16 protein-coding genes are annotated in these 16213 nt (G+C 67.1%); 10 read left to right on the plus strand and 6 right to left on the minus strand.

The annotated features are described in order from the left end of the window. The first annotated feature begins 100 nt into the window (after window positions 1-100). The 7 genes from GB880_RS01915 (at window position 101) to GB880_RS01945 (ending at window position 8748) form a co-directional block, all read left to right on the plus strand. Window positions 101-1288: a glycosyltransferase family 2 protein gene (locus GB880_RS01915; RefSeq protein WP_154493946.1), complete on the plus strand. Its 1188-nt coding sequence runs from the start codon at window positions 101-103 to the stop codon at window positions 1286-1288. Further along, window positions 1285-4251: a 2-oxoglutarate dehydrogenase E1 component gene (locus GB880_RS01920; protein ID WP_154493947.1), complete on the plus strand. Its 2967-nt coding sequence runs from the start codon at window positions 1285-1287 to the stop codon at window positions 4249-4251. The genes GB880_RS01915 and GB880_RS01920 overlap by 4 nt, the downstream gene beginning before the upstream one ends. A 1-nt stretch (window position 4252) precedes the next feature. Next, on the plus strand, window positions 4253-5824 hold the full coding sequence (odhB, locus tag GB880_RS01925; protein ID WP_263467244.1) for a 2-oxoglutarate dehydrogenase complex dihydrolipoyllysine-residue succinyltransferase: 1572 nt from the start codon (window positions 4253-4255) through the stop codon (window positions 5822-5824). Window positions 5825-6017: 193 nt separating this feature from the next. Continuing rightward, the gene (locus GB880_RS01930; protein ID WP_154494224.1) at window positions 6018-6275 is read left to right on the plus strand and encodes a hypothetical protein; all 258 of its coding nucleotides are present in this window, start codon (window positions 6018-6020) and stop codon (window positions 6273-6275) included. Continuing rightward, window positions 6275-6667: an MAPEG family protein gene (locus GB880_RS01935; RefSeq protein WP_154494223.1), complete on the plus strand. Its 393-nt coding sequence runs from the start codon at window positions 6275-6277 to the stop codon at window positions 6665-6667. The genes GB880_RS01930 and GB880_RS01935 overlap by 1 nt, the downstream gene beginning before the upstream one ends. 48 nt (window positions 6668-6715) lie before the next feature. Then, window positions 6716-8110: a dihydrolipoyl dehydrogenase gene (gene lpdA / locus GB880_RS01940; RefSeq protein WP_154494222.1), complete on the plus strand. Its 1395-nt coding sequence runs from the start codon at window positions 6716-6718 to the stop codon at window positions 8108-8110. 143 nt (window positions 8111-8253) lie between these two features. Further along, a complete protein-coding gene (locus tag GB880_RS01945) occupies window positions 8254-8748 on the plus strand; it encodes a lytic transglycosylase domain-containing protein (RefSeq protein ID WP_154494221.1) in 495 nt (164 codons plus the stop codon). A gap of 36 nt (window positions 8749-8784) precedes the next feature. Here GB880_RS01945 and GB880_RS01950 read toward each other — a convergent pair whose 3' ends face one another. Together GB880_RS01950 and GB880_RS01955 are read right to left on the minus strand one after the other, a co-directional pair. Then, window positions 8785-9225, minus strand: a complete 441-nt coding sequence (locus GB880_RS01950) for a GNAT family N-acetyltransferase (protein ID WP_154494220.1) — start codon at window positions 9223-9225, stop codon at window positions 8785-8787. Continuing rightward, window positions 9222-10061 (minus strand): AAA family ATPase, encoded by an 840-nt coding sequence (locus GB880_RS01955; protein ID WP_154494219.1) that lies wholly within the window; start codon window positions 10059-10061, stop codon window positions 9222-9224. The genes GB880_RS01950 and GB880_RS01955 overlap by 4 nt, the downstream gene beginning before the upstream one ends. A 157-nt stretch (window positions 10062-10218) precedes the next feature. Here GB880_RS01955 and dksA point away from each other — a divergent pair, with 157 nt between their 5' ends. The 3 genes from dksA to GB880_RS01970 are packed head-to-tail and all read left to right on the plus strand — an operon-like array spanning window position 10219 to window position 12371. After that, the gene (dksA, locus tag GB880_RS01960) at window positions 10219-10641 is read left to right on the plus strand and encodes an RNA polymerase-binding protein DksA (protein WP_154494218.1); all 423 of its coding nucleotides are present in this window, start codon (window positions 10219-10221) and stop codon (window positions 10639-10641) included. A gap of 42 nt (window positions 10642-10683) precedes the next feature. Continuing rightward, window positions 10684-11262: a DJ-1/PfpI family protein gene (locus GB880_RS01965; protein ID WP_154494217.1), complete on the plus strand. Its 579-nt coding sequence runs from the start codon at window positions 10684-10686 to the stop codon at window positions 11260-11262. After that, entirely contained in the window at window positions 11259-12371 is a 1113-nt protein-coding gene (locus GB880_RS01970) for an FAD-dependent oxidoreductase (protein ID WP_154494216.1), read from the plus strand. The genes GB880_RS01965 and GB880_RS01970 overlap by 4 nt, the downstream gene beginning before the upstream one ends. 12 nt (window positions 12372-12383) lie before the next feature. Here GB880_RS01970 and glmM read toward each other — a convergent pair whose 3' ends face one another. From glmM to GB880_RS01990, 4 genes are all read right to left on the minus strand, one after another. Next, window positions 12384-13727 (minus strand): phosphoglucosamine mutase, encoded by a 1344-nt coding sequence (gene glmM, locus GB880_RS01975; protein ID WP_154494215.1) that lies wholly within the window; start codon window positions 13725-13727, stop codon window positions 12384-12386. Continuing rightward, window positions 13724-14698 carry a dihydropteroate synthase gene (folP, locus tag GB880_RS01980; protein WP_154494214.1) on the minus strand — a complete coding sequence of 325 codons (975 nt, stop codon included), beginning with the start codon at window positions 14696-14698 and terminating at the stop codon, window positions 13724-13726. The genes glmM and folP overlap by 4 nt, the downstream gene beginning before the upstream one ends. Continuing rightward, a complete protein-coding gene (locus tag GB880_RS01985; protein WP_263467245.1) occupies window positions 14695-15492 on the minus strand; it encodes a dihydroneopterin aldolase in 798 nt (265 codons plus the stop codon). The genes folP and GB880_RS01985 overlap by 4 nt, the downstream gene beginning before the upstream one ends. 69 nt (window positions 15493-15561) lie before the next feature. Next, entirely contained in the window at window positions 15562-16008 is a 447-nt protein-coding gene (locus tag GB880_RS01990; protein ID WP_229774493.1) for a cell wall hydrolase, read from the minus strand. Between the last annotated feature and the right edge of the window lie 205 nt (window positions 16009-16213).

A 16213-nucleotide genomic window follows, 5' to 3' on the forward strand; every position in this document is an offset into this window, starting at 1 on the left:
GTGCCATAGTGGACCGCCGCCCTCGCCTGCCCCTGTTTCGCCCCGCTGTGGCCCCGCCGTGCCCCAGCCTGTCGGGCGCTGCCGTTCCGCGGGGCCGGGCATGAACGCGCCCGCGAACCCCGACCGTCGCGGTCAGGCCCGCGACTGGGCGCTGTGCGTCGCCACCTACAACCGCGGCGCCATGTTGCTGAACTGCGTGCGCCACGCCCTGGCCTCGACCCTGCCGCCTTCGGAAATCGTGATCATCGATGCCAGCGACGACTGGCAGGCCAACCGCGACGCCGTCGCCGCGCTGGTGGCCCAGGCCGGGAGCTGCCCGCTGCACTATCAGCCGGCGCGGCGCCGGTCGCTGACGGCGCAGCGCAACCAGGCCGTGGCGCTGGCCAGCGCCGACATCCTGTTCATGATCGACGACGATGCCATGCTGGCGCCTGCGACCGCGCAGCGCATCATGGACCATTACCGCGCCGACACCGCAGGCCGCATCGTCGCGCTGTCCTGCTGCCCCGTTGCGGAAGATACCGCCGCCCCGGATGCCGAAATCGGTGCCCAGGCGCGCAAGCAGGTAAATCGCGCCGGCCGGCTGGTGCAGCAGCAGCCGGCGGCCATGCGCAGGCTGACGGATTTCGCGCTGCGCCATCTGCTGATGATCCCGGCCGACCAGCGCTTTGTGGGCTATGACAGCCCGGCGCGCCGCTGGCAGGGCGACGACCGCCTGCCGGCGCCGCTGGCGCGGGTGGATTTCATCGTGGGCTTTGCCCTGACGCTGCGGCGCTGGGTGGCGCAGGCCGAACCCTTTGACGAGGGTCTGGTCGGCAGCTGCATGGCCGAGGATCTGGACGCCAGCTATCGCTTTGGCCGCCACGGGCTGCTGGGCTTTGCCCCCGACGCGCCGATCCGGCACCTCGAGGCTGCGGCCGGGCGCGACCGCCGGCGCATCAACAGCACCCTGGCCCTGCTGAACGTCGCCTATTTCGTTCGGCGCAACAGCGACCGCCCGCGCCGCGATCTGGCCCGCTACGCGCTGTGGTATCTGCGCATGACGCTGGCCGAATTGCCCAAGGATCTTGCCGGCGGCCGCTGGCGCCTGCCGCAACTGCGCGGCGCGCTGGACGCCGGACGCCATCTGCCGGCGCTGCTGCGCCAGACACGCGCCGACCTGCCCGGCTGGTATCAGACAATTCAGACCAGGCTTGTTTCCGGCCCTGGCCGGAACAGCCCTCAGCCCGAAACCAATGCCCCCCGCATCGGGGCCAATGGACAGAACTTTCCGGAGGCAAAGCCATGAACGATCAGTCCCCCAACGCAGCCTTCCACGATTCCAGCTTTCTGCAAGGTCACAACGCCACCTATGTCGAACAGCTTTACGGGCAGTGGGCGCAGGATCCCGGCGCGGTCGACGCGGCCTGGGACGCGTTCTTCCGCAGCCTGGGCGATGACGAAGGCACCGTCACCCGCGAGGCGCGCGGCGCCAGCTGGCAGCGCAAGGACTGGCCGCCGATGCCTGGCGACGACACCACCGCAGCCCTGACCGGCGAATGGCCGATGATGCCCAAGGGCGAGGCCAAGGCAGCGCTGGACAAGATCGCCGCCAAGGCCGGGGAACGCGGCGTCAGCCTCAGCGATGACCAGCTCAAGCGCGCAGTGCTGGACAGCGTGCGCGCCATCATGCTGATCCGCGCCTTCCGCATTCGTGGCCACCTGCACGCCGATCTTGATCCTCTGGGCATGCGCGAGATCCCCGATCACGGCGAACTGAAGCCCGAAACCTACGGCTTTACCGCCGCCGACATGGACCGCCCCATCTTCATCGACAACGTCCTGGGTCTGCAGATCGCCACCCTGCGCCAGATCGTCGAACTGATGCGGCGCACATATTGCGGCACCTTTGCCATCCAGTTCATGCATATCTCGGACCCCGAGGAGGCCGCCTGGCTCAAGGAGCGGATCGAGGGCTACGGCAAGGAGATCGCCTTTACCCGCGAGGGCCGCCGCGCCATCCTCAACAAGCTGGTCGAGGCCGAGGGCTTCGAGAAGTTCCTGCATGTCAAATACATGGGCACCAAGCGTTTCGGCCTGGACGGGGGCGAGGCGCTGATCCCGGCGATGGAACAGATCATCAAGCGCGGCGGCGCGCTGGGGGTCAAGGAAATCGTCATCGGCATGCCCCACCGCGGCCGCCTGTCGGTGCTGGCCAATGTGATGGGCAAGCCCTATCGCGCCATCTTCCACGAATTCCAGGGCGGCAGCTACAAGCCCGACGAGGTGGACGGCTCGGGCGATGTGAAATATCACCTTGGTGCCTCCTCGGACCGCACCTTCGACGACAATACCGTCCACCTGTCGCTGACCGCCAACCCCAGCCATCTCGAGGCCGTGAATCCGGTGGTGCTGGGCAAGGTGCGGGCCAAACAGGATCAACTGTCTGACCAGGCCCATCGCACCGCGGTGCTGCCAATCCTGCTGCACGGGGACGCCGCATTTGCCGGTCAGGGCATCGTGGCGGAATGTTTCCAGCTGTCGGGGATTCGCGGTCATCGCACCGGCGGCACCATCCATATCGTGGTCAACAACCAGATCGGCTTTACCACGGCGCCGCATTTCAGCCGCACCTCGCCCTATCCCACCGACATCGCGCTGATGGTCGAGGCGCCGATCTTTCACGTGAACGGCGACGACCCCGAGGCGGTCGTCCATGCCGCCCGCGTGGCAACCGAATTCCGGCAGAAATTCCACAAGGACGTGGTGCTGGACATCTTCTGCTATCGCCGCTTCGGTCACAACGAAGGCGATGAGCCGATGTTCACCAACCCGGCCATGTACAAGAAGATCAAGGGCCACAAGACCACGTTGCAGCTTTACACCGAGCGGCTGGTGGCCGACGGCCTGGTGCCCGCCGGCGAGATCGAGGAGATGAAGGCCGCCTTCCAGGCGCATCTGAACGAGGAGTTCGAGGTCGGCAAGAACTTCAAGCCGAACAAGGCCGACTGGCTGGACGGCAAGTGGTCGGGCCTGGAATCGCAGCACGCCGAGGACAACCTGGGCCAGACCGGCATCAGTGCCGAAACCATGGCCGAGGTGGGCGGCGCGCTGACCCGCGTGCCCGAGGGCTTCGACCTGCACAAGACCGTGGGCCGGCTGCTCGAGGCCAAGAAACAGATGTTCGACACCGGAACCGGCTTCGACTGGGCCACGGGTGAGGCGCTGGCCTTTGGCTCGCTGCTGATCGAGGGCCATCCGGTGCGGCTGGCGGGCCAGGATTCGACCCGCGGCACCTTCAGCCAGCGGCATTCGGCCTTCATCGACCAGAGCACCGAGGAACGCTATTACCCGCTGAACCATATCCGCGGCGGCCAGGCGCGGTATGAGGTGATCGATTCCATGCTGTCGGAATATGCGGTCCTGGGGTTCGAATACGGCTATTCGCTGGCCGAACCGAACAGCCTGGTGATGTGGGAAGCCCAGTTCGGCGATTTCGCCAATGGCGCGCAGATCATGTTCGACCAGTTCATCACCTCGGGCGAAAAGAAGTGGCTGCGCATGTCGGGTCTGGTGATGCTGATGCCGCATGGCTACGAGGGCCAGGGCCCGGAACACAGTTCGGCCCGGCTGGAACGCTGGCTGCAGATGTGCGCCGAGGACAACTGGATCGTCGCCAACTGCACCACGCCGGCGAACTATTTCCACATCCTGCGCCGGCAGTTGAAACGGCCCTTCCGCAAGCCGCTGGTGCTGATGACGCCGAAATCGCTGCTGCGCCACCCGCTGGCGGTGTCGACCGCCGACGAGTTCCTGACCGGATCGGTGTTCAACCGCGTGCTGGCCGACGACGCCGATCGCGGCAAGTCCGAATTCAAGCTGGCCGCCGACGACAAAATCCGGCGCGTGGTGATCTGTTCGGGCAAGGTCTATTACGACCTGGTGCAGGCGCGCGACGCCGCCGGCGCCGATGACGTCTATATCCTGCGGCTGGAACAGTTTTATCCCTTCCCGGCGCAATCGATGTCCAAGGAACTGGAACGGTTCAAGCAGGCGGAAATCGTCTGGTGTCAGGAAGAGCCGAAGAACCAGGGCGCCTGGAGCTTTGTCGAGCCGAACATCGAATGGGTGCTGTCGCGCATTGGCGCCAAGCATGGCCGCGCCCGTTACGTCGGCCGCCATGCCGCCGCCTCGCCGGCGACGGGTCTGGCCTCGCGTCACAAGGCCGAACAGGAGGCGCTGGTGAACGAAGCCATCACCATGGGGTCTTGAGATGACCGTCGAGGTGCGTGTCCCCGCATTGGGGGAATCGGTATCCGAGGCGACGGTGGCCACCTGGTTCAAGAAACCGGGCGATGCCGTCGCCGTGGATGAAATGTTGTGCGAACTGGAAACCGACAAGGTGACGGTCGAGGTGCCCTCGCCCGTGGCGGGCAAGCTGGCCGAGATCGTCGCCGCCGAAGGGACGGTGGTGGCCCCCGACGCGCTGCTGGCCCAGATCGCCGAACAGGGGGCTGCGATCCCCGAAGAAACCTTGCCCAAGGCAGACGCGGGCGTGACAGCTCAGGAAGGACAAAGTGAGATGAGCGGAAAATCCGTCGATGTGATGGTGCCCACCCTGGGCGAAAGCGTGACCGAAGCCACGGTGGCCACCTGGTTCAAGAAGGTGGGCGATGCCGTCGCGCAGGATGAGATGCTGTGCGAGCTGGAAACCGACAAGGTGTCGGTCGAGGTGCCCAGCCCCGCCGCCGGCGTGTTGGCCGAAATCCTGGCGCCCGAAGGCACCACCGTCGATGCCAGCGCCCGGCTGGCCATCGTCACCGAAGGCGCCGCCGGCGCCGCCAGCCCTGCCCCGGCCGCGGGCGCGGCCGATGACCGCGCCACGGCCGCGCAGGCGGTGGAATCGCCCGGCGCCGGCCCGGAAACGCCCAAGCCCCGCGCCGATGTCGAGGATGCGCCCGCCGCGAAAAAGGCCATGGCCGAGGCCGGCCTGTCGCGCGATGCCGTCACCGGCACCGGCCGCGACGGTCGGGTGATGAAAGAGGACGTGGCCCGCGCCGCCGCTGCGCCGGCGGTGAAATCGGCCGCCGCGCCCGCCCCGGCCCCGGCCCAGGCGCCGCGAAGCCCCAGCTCGGCCGAGGATGCTGCCCGCGAAGAGCGGGTCAAGATGACGCGCCTGCGCGCCACCATCGCCCGCCGGCTCAAGGATGCCCAGAACACCGCCGCCATCCTGACCACCTATAACGAGGTGGACATGAAGGCGATCATGGACCTGCGCAACGCCTACAAGGACCAGTTCGAAAAGAAGCACAAGGTCAAGCTGGGCTTCATGTCGTTCTTCGTGAAGGCCTGCTGCCACGCGCTGAAAGAGGTGCCCGAGGTCAATGCCGAGATCGACGGCGGCGACATCGTCTACAAGAACTTCGTGCATATGGGCGTCGCCGTGGGCACCCCCAACGGGCTGGTGGTGCCGGTGGTCCGCGATGCCGACCAGAAATCCTTTGCGCAGATCGAAAAGGAAATTGCCGAACTGGGGCTGCGGGCGCGTGACGGCAAGCTGACCATGGCCGAAATGCAGGGCGGCACCTTCACCATCTCGAACGGAGGGGGCTATGGGTCGCTGATGTCCTCGCCGATCCTGAACCCGCCGCAATCGGGCATCCTGGGCATGCACAAGATCCAGGATCGTCCGGTGGTGGTCGATGGCCAGATCGTCATCCGGCCGATGATGTATCTGGCGCTGAGCTACGATCACCGCATCGTCGACGGCAAGGGCGCCGTCACCTTCCTTGTCCGCGTCAAGGAGGCGCTCGAGGATCCGCGCCGCCTGCTGATGGATCTGTGACCGCGATCGGGACCGGGGCAGACGATCGCCCGGTCCCGGCCACCTCGCGCGGCCGCCCGCAGGCAACCGAAATGCCGGTGACGGGTTGGGCAACAGGCCGGATGTGCCCGCCCCGGCACCGAGGAGGACGCACACGGCGATCACGGCAGCGGCGAGGAAAGCCCCCGCCCTGCCCCGAGCCATGAGGATGACCATGACCCAGATGCTTGCCCATTACGCCTTCGGGGATTTCGCCACCTTCCGCGCCGCCTTCGACGCCGATGCCGAGGATCGCGGCCACAACGGGCTGTCGCTGCTACAGCTTTGGCGCGAAAACGACCGCAGTGCCTGGGCGCTGTTTTCGGTGGGCGATGCCGCCGCAGCCCAGGCCTATCTGCAAGGCGCGGCCGGGGTGTTCAACAGCCAGGCCGGGGTCACCGCGACCGAATTCCACCTGGTCGAGACCGCGTGATGGCGGCCGAAACCACCGCGCTGGCGCTGGCCGCGCTGTTGCAGGCCGGGCAGATCGCGCTGGCGGGCGCGGTCATGAACCGCGATGTGGGCGCGCGCTGGAATGCGGGCCCGCGCGACGATCAACCCTCGTTTTCGGCTTTGACCGGGCGGCTGCGGCGTGCCGCAAACAACCATTTCGAGGGGTTGATCCTGTTCACCATCGCCGTGGTGGTGGTGGTGCTGGGCGATGCCGGCTCGCCGCTGACGGCGGCCTGCGCCTGGCTGTATCTGCTGGCGCGGATCGTCTATGTGCCGGCCTATGCCCTTGGCTGGACGCCCTGGCGGTCGGTCATCTGGGGCGTGGGCTTTCTGGCCACGATGACGATGATCCTGTCGGCGCTGATGAAATAATCGAATGGCCGGCGCCGGGGACGCGCCGCCAACTGCAAGGAGTGCCTGATGTCCACCTATGATCTGATCGTGATCGGCGCCGGTCCCGGCGGTTATGTCTGCGCGATCCGCGCCGCCCAGCTGGGGCTGAAGGTCGCCTGCGTCGAGGGGCGCGAGACCCTTGGCGGCACCTGCCTGAACGTCGGTTGCATCCCGTCCAAGGCGCTGCTGCACGCCAGCCACATGCTGCACGAGACCCATGAAAACTTTGCCCGCATGGGGCTGATGAATGCCCATGTCGATGTCGATTGGGTGCGGATGCAGTCCTACAAGGCCGAAACCGTCGCCGGCAACACCAAGGGCATCGAATTCCTGTTCAAGAAGAACAAGGTGACCTGGATCAAGGGCTGGGCGGAAATCGTGGCGCCGGGCCAGGTCAAGGTCGGCGACGAAACCCATCAGGCCAAACATGTCGTCATCGCCTCCGGGTCCGAACCGGCCAGCCTGAAAGGGATCGAGGTGGACAATGCCGGCGGCGTGGTGGTCGATTCGACCGGCGCCCTGTCGCTGCCGCGGATACCGAAGTCGATGGTGGTGATCGGCGCCGGCGTGATCGGGCTGGAGCTGGGTTCGGCCTATGCCCGACTGGGAACCGAGGTGACGGTGGTCGAATATCTGGACGCCATCACCCCGGGCATGGATGCCGAGGTGCAAAAGCAGTTCCAGAAGATCCTTGCCCGTCAGGGTCTGAAATTCGTGCTGGGTGCCGCAGTTTCCGGCGTTACACAGGACAATGGCACGGCCACCGTCGCCTATGAACTGCGCAAGGACGGCAGCAGCCAGCAGTTGCAGGCCGAATGCGTTCTGGTCGCCACCGGCCGCCGGCCTTATGTCGCCGGGCTGGGCCTGGACAAGCTGGGCGTGCAGATGACCGACCGCGGCTTTGTCCAGGTGGACAAGCACTGGCAGACCAGTGTCGCGGGCATCTATGCCATCGGCGATGCCGTGCCGGGGCCGATGCTGGCCCACAAGGCCGAGGACGAAGGCATGGCCGTGGCCGAGGTGATCGCCGGCAGGCATGGCCATGTGAATTACGACATCATTCCCGGCGTCATTTACACCACGCCCGAGGTCGCCTCGGTCGGCATGACCGAAGAAGCAGCCAAGGCCAGCGGCCGCAAGATCAAGGTCGGCAAGTTCCCCTTCATGGGCAATGCCCGCGCCAAGGCCATGTTCCAGGCCGACGGCTTCGTCAAGCTGATCGCCGATGCCGACACCGATCGGGTTCTGGGCTGCCACATCATCGGTCCCACTGCCGGCGAGATGATCCATGAAGTCTGCGTCGCCATGGAATTCGGCGCATCGGCCCAGGACATTGCCCTGACCTGTCACGCACATCCGACCTGTTCCGAGGCCGTGCGCGAAGCGGCCCTGGCCTGCGGCGACGGCGCCATTCACGCCTGATCGGCGGATCCTTACCTATTCGCCTGTCTCCGACGGCGGAATCCTGCCCACGGGCTGCCCGAACACCGGGCGGCCCTTTCTTTTGCATTCGCGCAACGCGCTGACGGCGCTAATCCTTTGCGCAAGCAAGAACGAGGGCACAGATGAAATCCAGGATCGGACTGCTGGCACTGGCCGCGGCTCTGGCCGTCGGCGCCTGTGGCGACAATCAGGTCGATCACGACCGTCGCTATCTGGTCGAACCGCGCATGTCGCAGGCACAGACCACCCGGCTACACGCCAATGAAACCCCCGAACTGCGCCGCCTGATCGAGAAATACGCTGCCGAATACCAGGTGCCGGTCGATCTGGTGCATCGCGTCATCATCCGCGAATCGCATCACCGCCCCGGCGCGCGCAACGGCCCCTATTATGGGCTGATGCAGATCCTGCCCGCCACCGCGCGCGGCATGGGCTACCGCGGTCCGGCAAGCGGCCTGCTGGATGCGGAAACCAACCTGAAATACGGCGTCAAGTATCTGCGCGGCGCCTACCTGGTCGCAGGCGGCAACTATGACGGTGCCGTGAAATGGTATTCGCGCGGCTACTATTACGAAGCCAAGCGCAAGGGCTTGCTGGAAGAAACCGGCCTGCGCTGAAAGCGTTCGTCCGGGCGGCATCCCATGCCGCCCGCTTCAGCCTTGCCGAACATATCTGATGAAGGGTGACTTGACCGCAATCCGGTCATAAAGCATGCGGCCGGGATAATTATCCTCGGCCGTCAGCCAGTAGACCGACGGCACGCCCGCCAGATCGGCCTGGGCATAGACGGCCTCGATCAGTGCCCGCCCGATGCCCCGCCCCCGCGCCTGGGGTGCTGTGAACAGATCCTGCAGATAGCAGACGCCTTCCTCGCGCCACAGGTTGGGATGGAACACAAAATGCGCCAACCCCAGCAGCCGACCTGCATCGGCATGGACAAGTCCGCGAAATTCGCCCGGCTGGCCTGACATCAGCCGCGCAAAAACCTTGTCATAGAACCCGGCCGGCCGGTCATGCCAGCCATAGAAGGCCTGATACCCCTGATAAAGCGACAGCCATTCGGGCCGGTCGCCGGGTTCAAGCGCCCGGATCAACGCTGCCGCCGCGCCATGAACGCCAAGCGCTCGAACAGCGCGACATCCTGTTCGTTCTTCAGCAGCGCGCCATGCAGTCGCGGCAGCATCTCGCCCGCCGGGCGCTTCAGATCCTCGGGGGCCAGATCCTCGGCCAGGATCAGCTTCAGCCAGTCCAGCAACTCGCTGGTGGATGGCTTCTTCTTCAGCCCCTGCACCGCGCGCAGTTCCAGGAACTGCGACAGGGCCTCGTCCAGCAGCCGCGGCTTCAGACGGGGAAAATGCACCTCGACGATACGCCTGAGCGTTTCGGCATCGGGAAAACGGATATAGTGAAAGAAACAGCGCCGCAGAAAGGCGTCGGGCAGTTCCTTTTCGTTGTTCGAGGTGATGATGACCACCGGCCGGTGGCGCGCCTGCACGGTCTGGCCCGTCTCGTAGACGTGGAATTCCATCCGGTCCAGTTCCTGCAACAGGTCGTTCGGGAATTCGATGTCGGCCTTGTCGATCTCGTCGATCAGCAGCACGGTCTTGCCGGGCGCCTCGAAGGCCTGCCACAGCTTGCCCTTGCGGATGTAATTGGCGATGTCATGCACGCGCGCATCGCCCAGCTGGCTGTCACGCAGGCGGCTGACGGCATCGTATTCGTAAAGCCCCTGCTGGGCGCGCGTGGTCGATTTGATGTTCCATTCGATGATCGGCAGTCCCAGGCTGGCCGCGACCTGGCGCGCCAGCTCGGTCTTGCCGGTGCCGGGCTCGCCCTTGACCAGCAAGGGCCGTTCCAGCGCGATGGCCGCGTTCACCGCCACCGTCAGATCGTCGGGGGCCACATAGCTGTCCGTCGAGGAAAACCGCATCGCCAGTCCTTTCCCGTGTTGCCCGGCAACCTAACCATCGCCCCTGCGCGGCGCAAGGCGCTGGCGGCTGCCGGAAAGGGCTAGTGACAATCCTTCTGCCATACTTTATGGGGGCCGCAAGGAGTGGGCAGTCAGGCGCCCTGCTCCGGGAGGACCGATGAAAGCCCAAATCTTTCTGCCCGAAGATTATCGCCCCGCCGAAGACGAGCCTTTCATGAATGAGCGGCAACTGGAATATTTCCGCCGCAAGCTGATTGCATGGAAACAAGAGCTTCTGGACCAATCCGCCGAAACGCTGGAAGGCTTGCAGGACAGCGCCCGCAATGTTCCCGACCTGGCCGACCGCGCGTCCGAGGAAACCGACCGCTCGCTGGAACTGCGCACCCGTGACCGCCAGCGCAAGCTGGTCAGCAAGATCGACGCGGCCTTGCGCCGAATCGAGACCGGCGAATATGGATATTGCGAGATGACGGGCGAGCCGATCAGCCTCAAGCGGCTGGACGCGCGCCCCATCGCCACCATGACGCTCGAGGCGCAGGAACGCCACGAACGGCGCGAACGCGTGCACCGCGACGACTGAATTGCGCGCCTGCGGTCGCGCACCTGGGACAAGGGGATGCCGATGCAGCAGATGACGACACGCCCGGTGCTGATCGTGCTGATCGACGGCTTTGCCGATTGGGAAACGCCGCTGATTTCCGCAATCGGCGGCAGTTTCTATGGGTTGCAGGTGCGCCATGCCACGCCCGGCGGCGGCCAGGTGCGGTCCATGGCCGGCTTGCAGGTGACGGGGCTGCCCGATGCCGTGCCCCAAGGCGACGAGGTTATCGTGATCTGCGGCTCGAACGGCTGGACCGGCGCGGATGCGCCGGATCTTTCCGCGATGCTGCGCGCCGCCCATTCAGCCGGCCAGACCGTGGCCGGCATCTGCGGCGGCACCCTGCCGCTGGCTCGGGCAGGCTTGCTGAACGGGCGGGCGCATACCTCGAACGGGCTGGATTTCCTGCGCCAGTGCCTGCCCGACTACAGCGCCCAGGACAATTACCGCGATCAGCCGGCGGCGGTGGCCGATGATCGGATCATCACCGCCCCCGGCACCGCCCCCGTGACCTTTGCAACCGAGGTGTTGCGTGCAGCCGGTGTTCCCGAACCGGCCTTGGAACAGTTCATGGCGTTGGCCACGGCCGAGGTGCGCCGCTGAGCCTGCGCGTCACCATCATCGGCGCCGGCATCGCCGGGCTGGCTGCTGCCTGCGCCCTGGCGCGCAATGGCGCCCGTGTCACGGTGCTGGAACGCGCCGGTGCCCTGCGCGAGGTGGGCGCAGGCTTGCAGATATCGCCCAACGCCGCGCGGGTGCTTGCGGCCCTGGACCTGACCCGGGCGTTCCAGGCGGAATCGGTGCCCTCGGCCCGGGTGGAACTGCGCGATTCGCTGGGCCGGCAGGTGGCCGTGCTGGATCTGGCCCGGCATCGGCCCAATGACAGCTTTCGGCTGATCCATCGCGCGCGGCTGGTCGCGATCCTGGAACAGGCGGCGCGGCAGGCGGGGGTGCGCATCCTGCTGGATCATCCGGTGACCGAACCGCCGCAGGATTGCGACCTGCTGATCGGCGCCGACGGGCTGAAAAGCGTGGTCCGACCGCTGCTGAACGGACCCGAGACCCCGTTCTTTACCGGCCAGACCGCCTGGCGGGCGCTGATCGCCGATGATCGGGACAGCGCGCCCCTGGTGCAGGTGTTCATGGGGCCGGGTCGCCATCTGGTCAGCTACCCCCTTGGGCGGGGGCAGCGCAATCTGGTCGCTGTGGTCGAACGCCCCGACTGGCAGGACGAAGGCTGGTCCATCGCCGGCGATCCCGCCGATCTGCGCGCAGCCTTCCAGCGCTTTGGCGGCCCGGTGCCGGGCTGGCTGGACCGGGTGGAACAGACTGGCGTCTGGGGCCTGTTCCGCCATCCCGTCGCCGCGCATTGGCACGATGGGCAGCGCATGGCGCTGATCGGCGACGCCGCCCATCCTACCCTGCCGTTTCTGGCGCAAGGCGCGGTCATGGCGATCGAGGATGCCTGGGTTCTGGCGGCCTGCGTGGCGACCGCGCCACTGCCTCAGGCGCTGGCGCGATATCAGGCGCTGCGCCAGCCGCGCTGCCGCCGCATCGTCGAGGCGGCCAATGCCAATGCCCGCAATTACCACCTGCGCGGACCGACCCGCGCCGTCGCCCATGCCGGGCTGCGCGCGGTCAACCGCCTGGCCCCCGGTCGGCTGATCGAACGGTTCGCCTGGCTCTACGATCACGACCCCACAGCGTTGTGACGGCTGGCCGGGTCAGGCGGCCTTTTCGACTGCCGCAACGATGCCCTCGACCACTTCGCGCAGCACTTCTTCGTCCTCGGCCTCGGCCATGACGCGGATCAGCGGCTCGGTTCCCGACTTGCGGATCAGCACCCGGCCCGTGCCGTTAAGCCGCGCCTCGGCCCGGGCGATCTCGGCCTGAACGGCCTCGGCCGACAAGGGATCGGCGCCGACGGCATAGCGGACATTCTTCAGCAGCTGCGGCACCGGCTGGAACTGCGCCACCAGCTCCGAGGCCCGCCGCCCCGAATCCGACAGCGCCGCCAGGAATTGCAGCCCGGCAATCAGCCCGTCGCCGGTGGTGGCATAATCGGTCATCACGATATGCCCCGATTGTTCGCCGCCCAGGTTGAAGCCATGTCCCCGCATCCGCTCGACCACATAGCGGTCGCCGACCGCCGTGCGTTCCAGCCGCAGCCCGCGCCCTTGCAGGAAGCGTTCCAGCCCAAGGTTCGACATCACCGTCGCCACCAGCGCCCCGCCGCGCAGCCGCCCCTGCGCCGCCCAGCGGTCGGCCAGCAGCGCCATGATCTGGTCGCCGTCGGCGACCTGGCCTTGCTCGTCGATGATCATCACCCGGTCGGCATCGCCGTCCAGGCTGATGCCGACATCGGCGCCATGTTCCAGCACGGCGCGGGCACAGGCCTGCGGATGGGTCGAGCCGACGCCGTCGTTGATGTTGTGGCCATTGGGGCTGACCCCCAGCGGGATCACCTCGGCCCCCAGTTCCCACAGCACGTCCGGCGCGGCGCGATAGGCGGCGCCATGGGCGCAATCGACGACGACCTTCAGCCCCTCCAGCGTGCGGCCCTGCGGGAAGGTGGTCTTGGCATATTCGACATAGCGGCCTCGGCCATCGTCGATGCGCTTGGCGCGGCCGATGTTCTGGGGCTGGGCCGGGTCGATCTCGCCCCCGACCAGGCGCTCGATCTCGGCCTCGGCCTCGTCGGACAGCTTGAAACCGTCAGGGCCGAAGAACTTGATGCCGTTGTCATGCGCCGGGTTGTGGCTGGCCGAGATCATGATGCCGACATCGGCCCGCATCGACCGCGTCAGATAGCCCACCGCCGGCGTCGGCACCGGCCCCAGCAGCAGCACGTTCATGCCGGTGCTGGTCAGACCGGCGGTCAGCGCGTTTTCCAGCATGTAGCCGGACAGCCGCGTGTCCTTGCCGATGACGACGCGGTGGTGATTCTCGCCCTTGCGGCGGAAATAGCGCCCGGCGGCCGCGCCCAGCCGCAGCGCCATTTCGGCGGTCATCGGATAGCTGTTGGCACGGCCCCTGACGCCGTCGGTGCCGAAAAGTTTCCTGCTCATTCGTCCCCCTCGGTCACGGCCCGCCACAAGGCGAGTCCCTGCCTGATTTCTGCCACGTCATGGACGCGGTGGATTTGCACCCCCTGCGCGATCGCGGCCAGGGTCACGGCCAGCGTGCCCGGCGTCCTGTCCGCCGCACGCTCGGCCCCGCCGATGCTGCCGATGAAGCGCTTGCGCGACACCCCCAGCAGCAGCGCGCAGCCCAGGCCATGATAGACCGAGATCCGTCGCAGGATCGCCAGATTATGCTCCTGGGTCTTGCCAAAACCAATGCCCGGATCGATCACGATGCGCTCACGGGGGATTCCCGCCGCCTCGGCCCGGGCGATACGCTGTTCCAGCGCGTCATAGACATCCAGCAGCACGTCGCCATATCGGGGGTCGTCCTGCATCGTGGCCGGCACGCCCTGCGCATGCATCAGGCAGATCGGCACCCCGGCCGCCGCCGTCACCCGCGCCAGCGCCGGGTCGAAATCCAACCCCGAGACATCGTTGACCATGCCCGCCCCGGCCGCCAGTGCCGCCAGCGCCACCGCCGACTTGCGGGTATCGACCGACACCGGCGCCAGGTCGCGCGCCGCGGCGATCACCGGACGAATGCGGTCGATTTCCTGCGCCGCAGGCACCTCTTGCGCGCCCGGACGGGTCGATTCGCCGCCGATGTCCAGGATCTCGGCCCCGGCATCGGCCAGCAGCCGTGCATGGGCGGCACCGTCATAGCTGCCGCCATCGGAAAAGCTGTCGGGGGTGGCATTGACGATGCCCATGATCCGCGGCCGGTCCAGGGCCAGCCCCAGCAGCGGCGCGCGCGGCGCGGTCAGCCGCGCCATGACGGCATCGGGTGCCTCTTCGACGATCTGCGCAGGCGCGCCCCGCCGCAACCGCTCGAGCCGCGAAAACCGCAGCCAGCCGCCGGCCAGCGGCCAGCGGCCCGTGGCTTCGGGGACAGGGCGGAAATATTCCCGGCTCATGCCAGCCCCCCACGCAGGCGCCCGACAGGCAGGCCGATATCATGGGGCACGACCGGATCGGGGGCATCGGGCGGCAAGGCCCAGTCAAGGCGCTGTGCCCCCAGGCGCTGCGCCAGCCAGATGGCCAGCACATGCGGCTCGACCGGGACGCCGGGCACGTCGCGCAGCATCCGCGCCGGAGCCCAGACCACGGCGCGCTCTTCGCTGGCGGCCCAGTCGAGTTCCGTGCGGCTGTCCGCCACCGTCAGCCCCAGCCGTCCGGCCAGCGCCCAGGCCGCCTGATCCAGCGCCAGCAGCGCGATCTCGCGCGCATTGCCGCCGGCCGGCAGGGGCAGCCCCGGATCGTCGGGCACCAGCGCCAGCGCGCCCGCCGGCAGCACCAGATCGGCGCCGTGAAAGATCACCCGGATCGGGGCGGCCACGCTGTCGGCCGCGACCCGGGCCTGCCGCCGGACCAGTGTCACCCCCAGGGCGCCGGGAATCCGGTCAAGTTTTTCCACGCTCACCGAAACCTGCGCCGCGCGCGGATGCACCAGGATCTGCGCTGCGATCTTTTCGGCCAGTGTTTCCAGCAGGTCATAGCGCCGGTCGGCCAGGCCGCTGGCCACCGCCGCGGTCAGGATGTCATAGCTGAGGATACGATCCACCTCGTCGTTGACGCCGACGACATGCGCGGCCAGTTCGACGTCGATGTTGAAGCGCAGCCGCTGCGGGTGGCCCCGTTCGGTCTGAAAGGCGCCGATCTCGGCCGCGACGATATAGTCGCGCAGATGGATTCTGTCAGGCTGTTCCATGGCCCGAGTGATGAAAGGAAAACGGCCCCGCCGCAAGGGTCGGGGCCGCTGTTTCGTCAGGCGTCGGGCTCAGTTCGCGGCCAGCCGCCGATCCGAGCGATAGAAGGTGTGGCTGCCGATGCGGATGGTGCGCTCGAAGCGATTGGTCCAGGACGGGCGCACGCCGCGGGCATGGAAATAGGTGGCGCCGTTGGTCAGGTTGCGCGGCGCCCCGGACAGTGCAGCCATGGCCACTTTCTGCACACGTGCGAAGGTGCCCTTTTCGCGGATGCGCGCGTTCTTGTTATATGTGAACTGGCCGCGCTGGTTCACGACGCCGCAGACGGTCTTGGGGAAACGGGGGTGATCGACGCGATTCAGGATCACCTCGGCCACGGCGCGCTGGCCCTGCACGCCCTCGCCGCGGGCCTCGAAATAAAGCGCCTCGGCCAGACACTCCAGATCGCGCTGGCTGATCTTGGAGGTGCCGGCGGCGGTGCGCACGGTCAGGGTTTCAGGGGCGGGTTGGCGTTGCAACTCCGCTTGCGCGGGGGCAGCGCTCAGAAGGGAAAGCGCGACGGCAACACACACGGAAACGCGCGCCAGCCATGACTTGTGGATCGACATGTTGGTCCTGTTTACGGTCCGGGGCCTGGGCCCGGCAGTTGGTCGGAGGGTGCCCTTGCGGGCCGGGATTGCCGGTTACAGACCAAAAACCTGCGTGCCCGATCCAGCCCACAGG

It is taken from the genome of Paracoccus sp. SMMA_5_TC (assembly GCF_009696685.2).
GTDB lineage: Bacteria > Pseudomonadota > Alphaproteobacteria > Rhodobacterales > Rhodobacteraceae > Paracoccus.

Excerpts from the sequence above, each read along its gene's own strand:
- glmM (WP_154494215.1), bottom strand. The coding sequence starts at position 13,727 with ATGAGCAGGAAACTTTTCGGCACCGACGGCGTCAGGGGCCGTGCCAAC.
- GB880_RS01955 (WP_154494219.1), bottom strand. The coding sequence starts at position 10,061 with ATGCGGTTTTCCTCGACGGACAGCTATGTGGCCCCCGACGATCTGACG.
- GB880_RS01985 (WP_263467245.1), bottom strand. The coding sequence starts at position 15,492 with ATGGAACAGCCTGACAGAATCCATCTGCGCGACTATATCGTCGCGGCC.
- dksA (WP_154494218.1), top strand. The coding sequence starts at position 10,219 with ATGAAAGCCCAAATCTTTCTGCCCGAAGATTATCGCCCCGCCGAAGAC.
- GB880_RS01935 (WP_154494223.1), top strand. The coding sequence starts at position 6,275 with ATGGCGGCCGAAACCACCGCGCTGGCGCTGGCCGCGCTGTTGCAGGCC.
- GB880_RS01965 (WP_154494217.1), top strand. The coding sequence starts at position 10,684 with ATGCAGCAGATGACGACACGCCCGGTGCTGATCGTGCTGATCGACGGC.
- lpdA (WP_154494222.1), top strand. The coding sequence starts at position 6,716 with ATGTCCACCTATGATCTGATCGTGATCGGCGCCGGTCCCGGCGGTTAT.
- GB880_RS01930 (WP_154494224.1), top strand. The coding sequence starts at position 6,018 with ATGACCCAGATGCTTGCCCATTACGCCTTCGGGGATTTCGCCACCTTC.
- folP (WP_154494214.1), bottom strand. The coding sequence starts at position 14,698 with ATGAGCCGGGAATATTTCCGCCCTGTCCCCGAAGCCACGGGCCGCTGG.
- GB880_RS01920 (WP_154493947.1), top strand. The coding sequence starts at position 1,285 with ATGAACGATCAGTCCCCCAACGCAGCCTTCCACGATTCCAGCTTTCTG.
- odhB (WP_263467244.1), top strand. The coding sequence starts at position 4,253 with ATGACCGTCGAGGTGCGTGTCCCCGCATTGGGGGAATCGGTATCCGAG.
- GB880_RS01945 (WP_154494221.1), top strand. The coding sequence starts at position 8,254 with ATGAAATCCAGGATCGGACTGCTGGCACTGGCCGCGGCTCTGGCCGTC.
- GB880_RS01915 (WP_154493946.1), top strand. The coding sequence starts at position 101 with ATGAACGCGCCCGCGAACCCCGACCGTCGCGGTCAGGCCCGCGACTGG.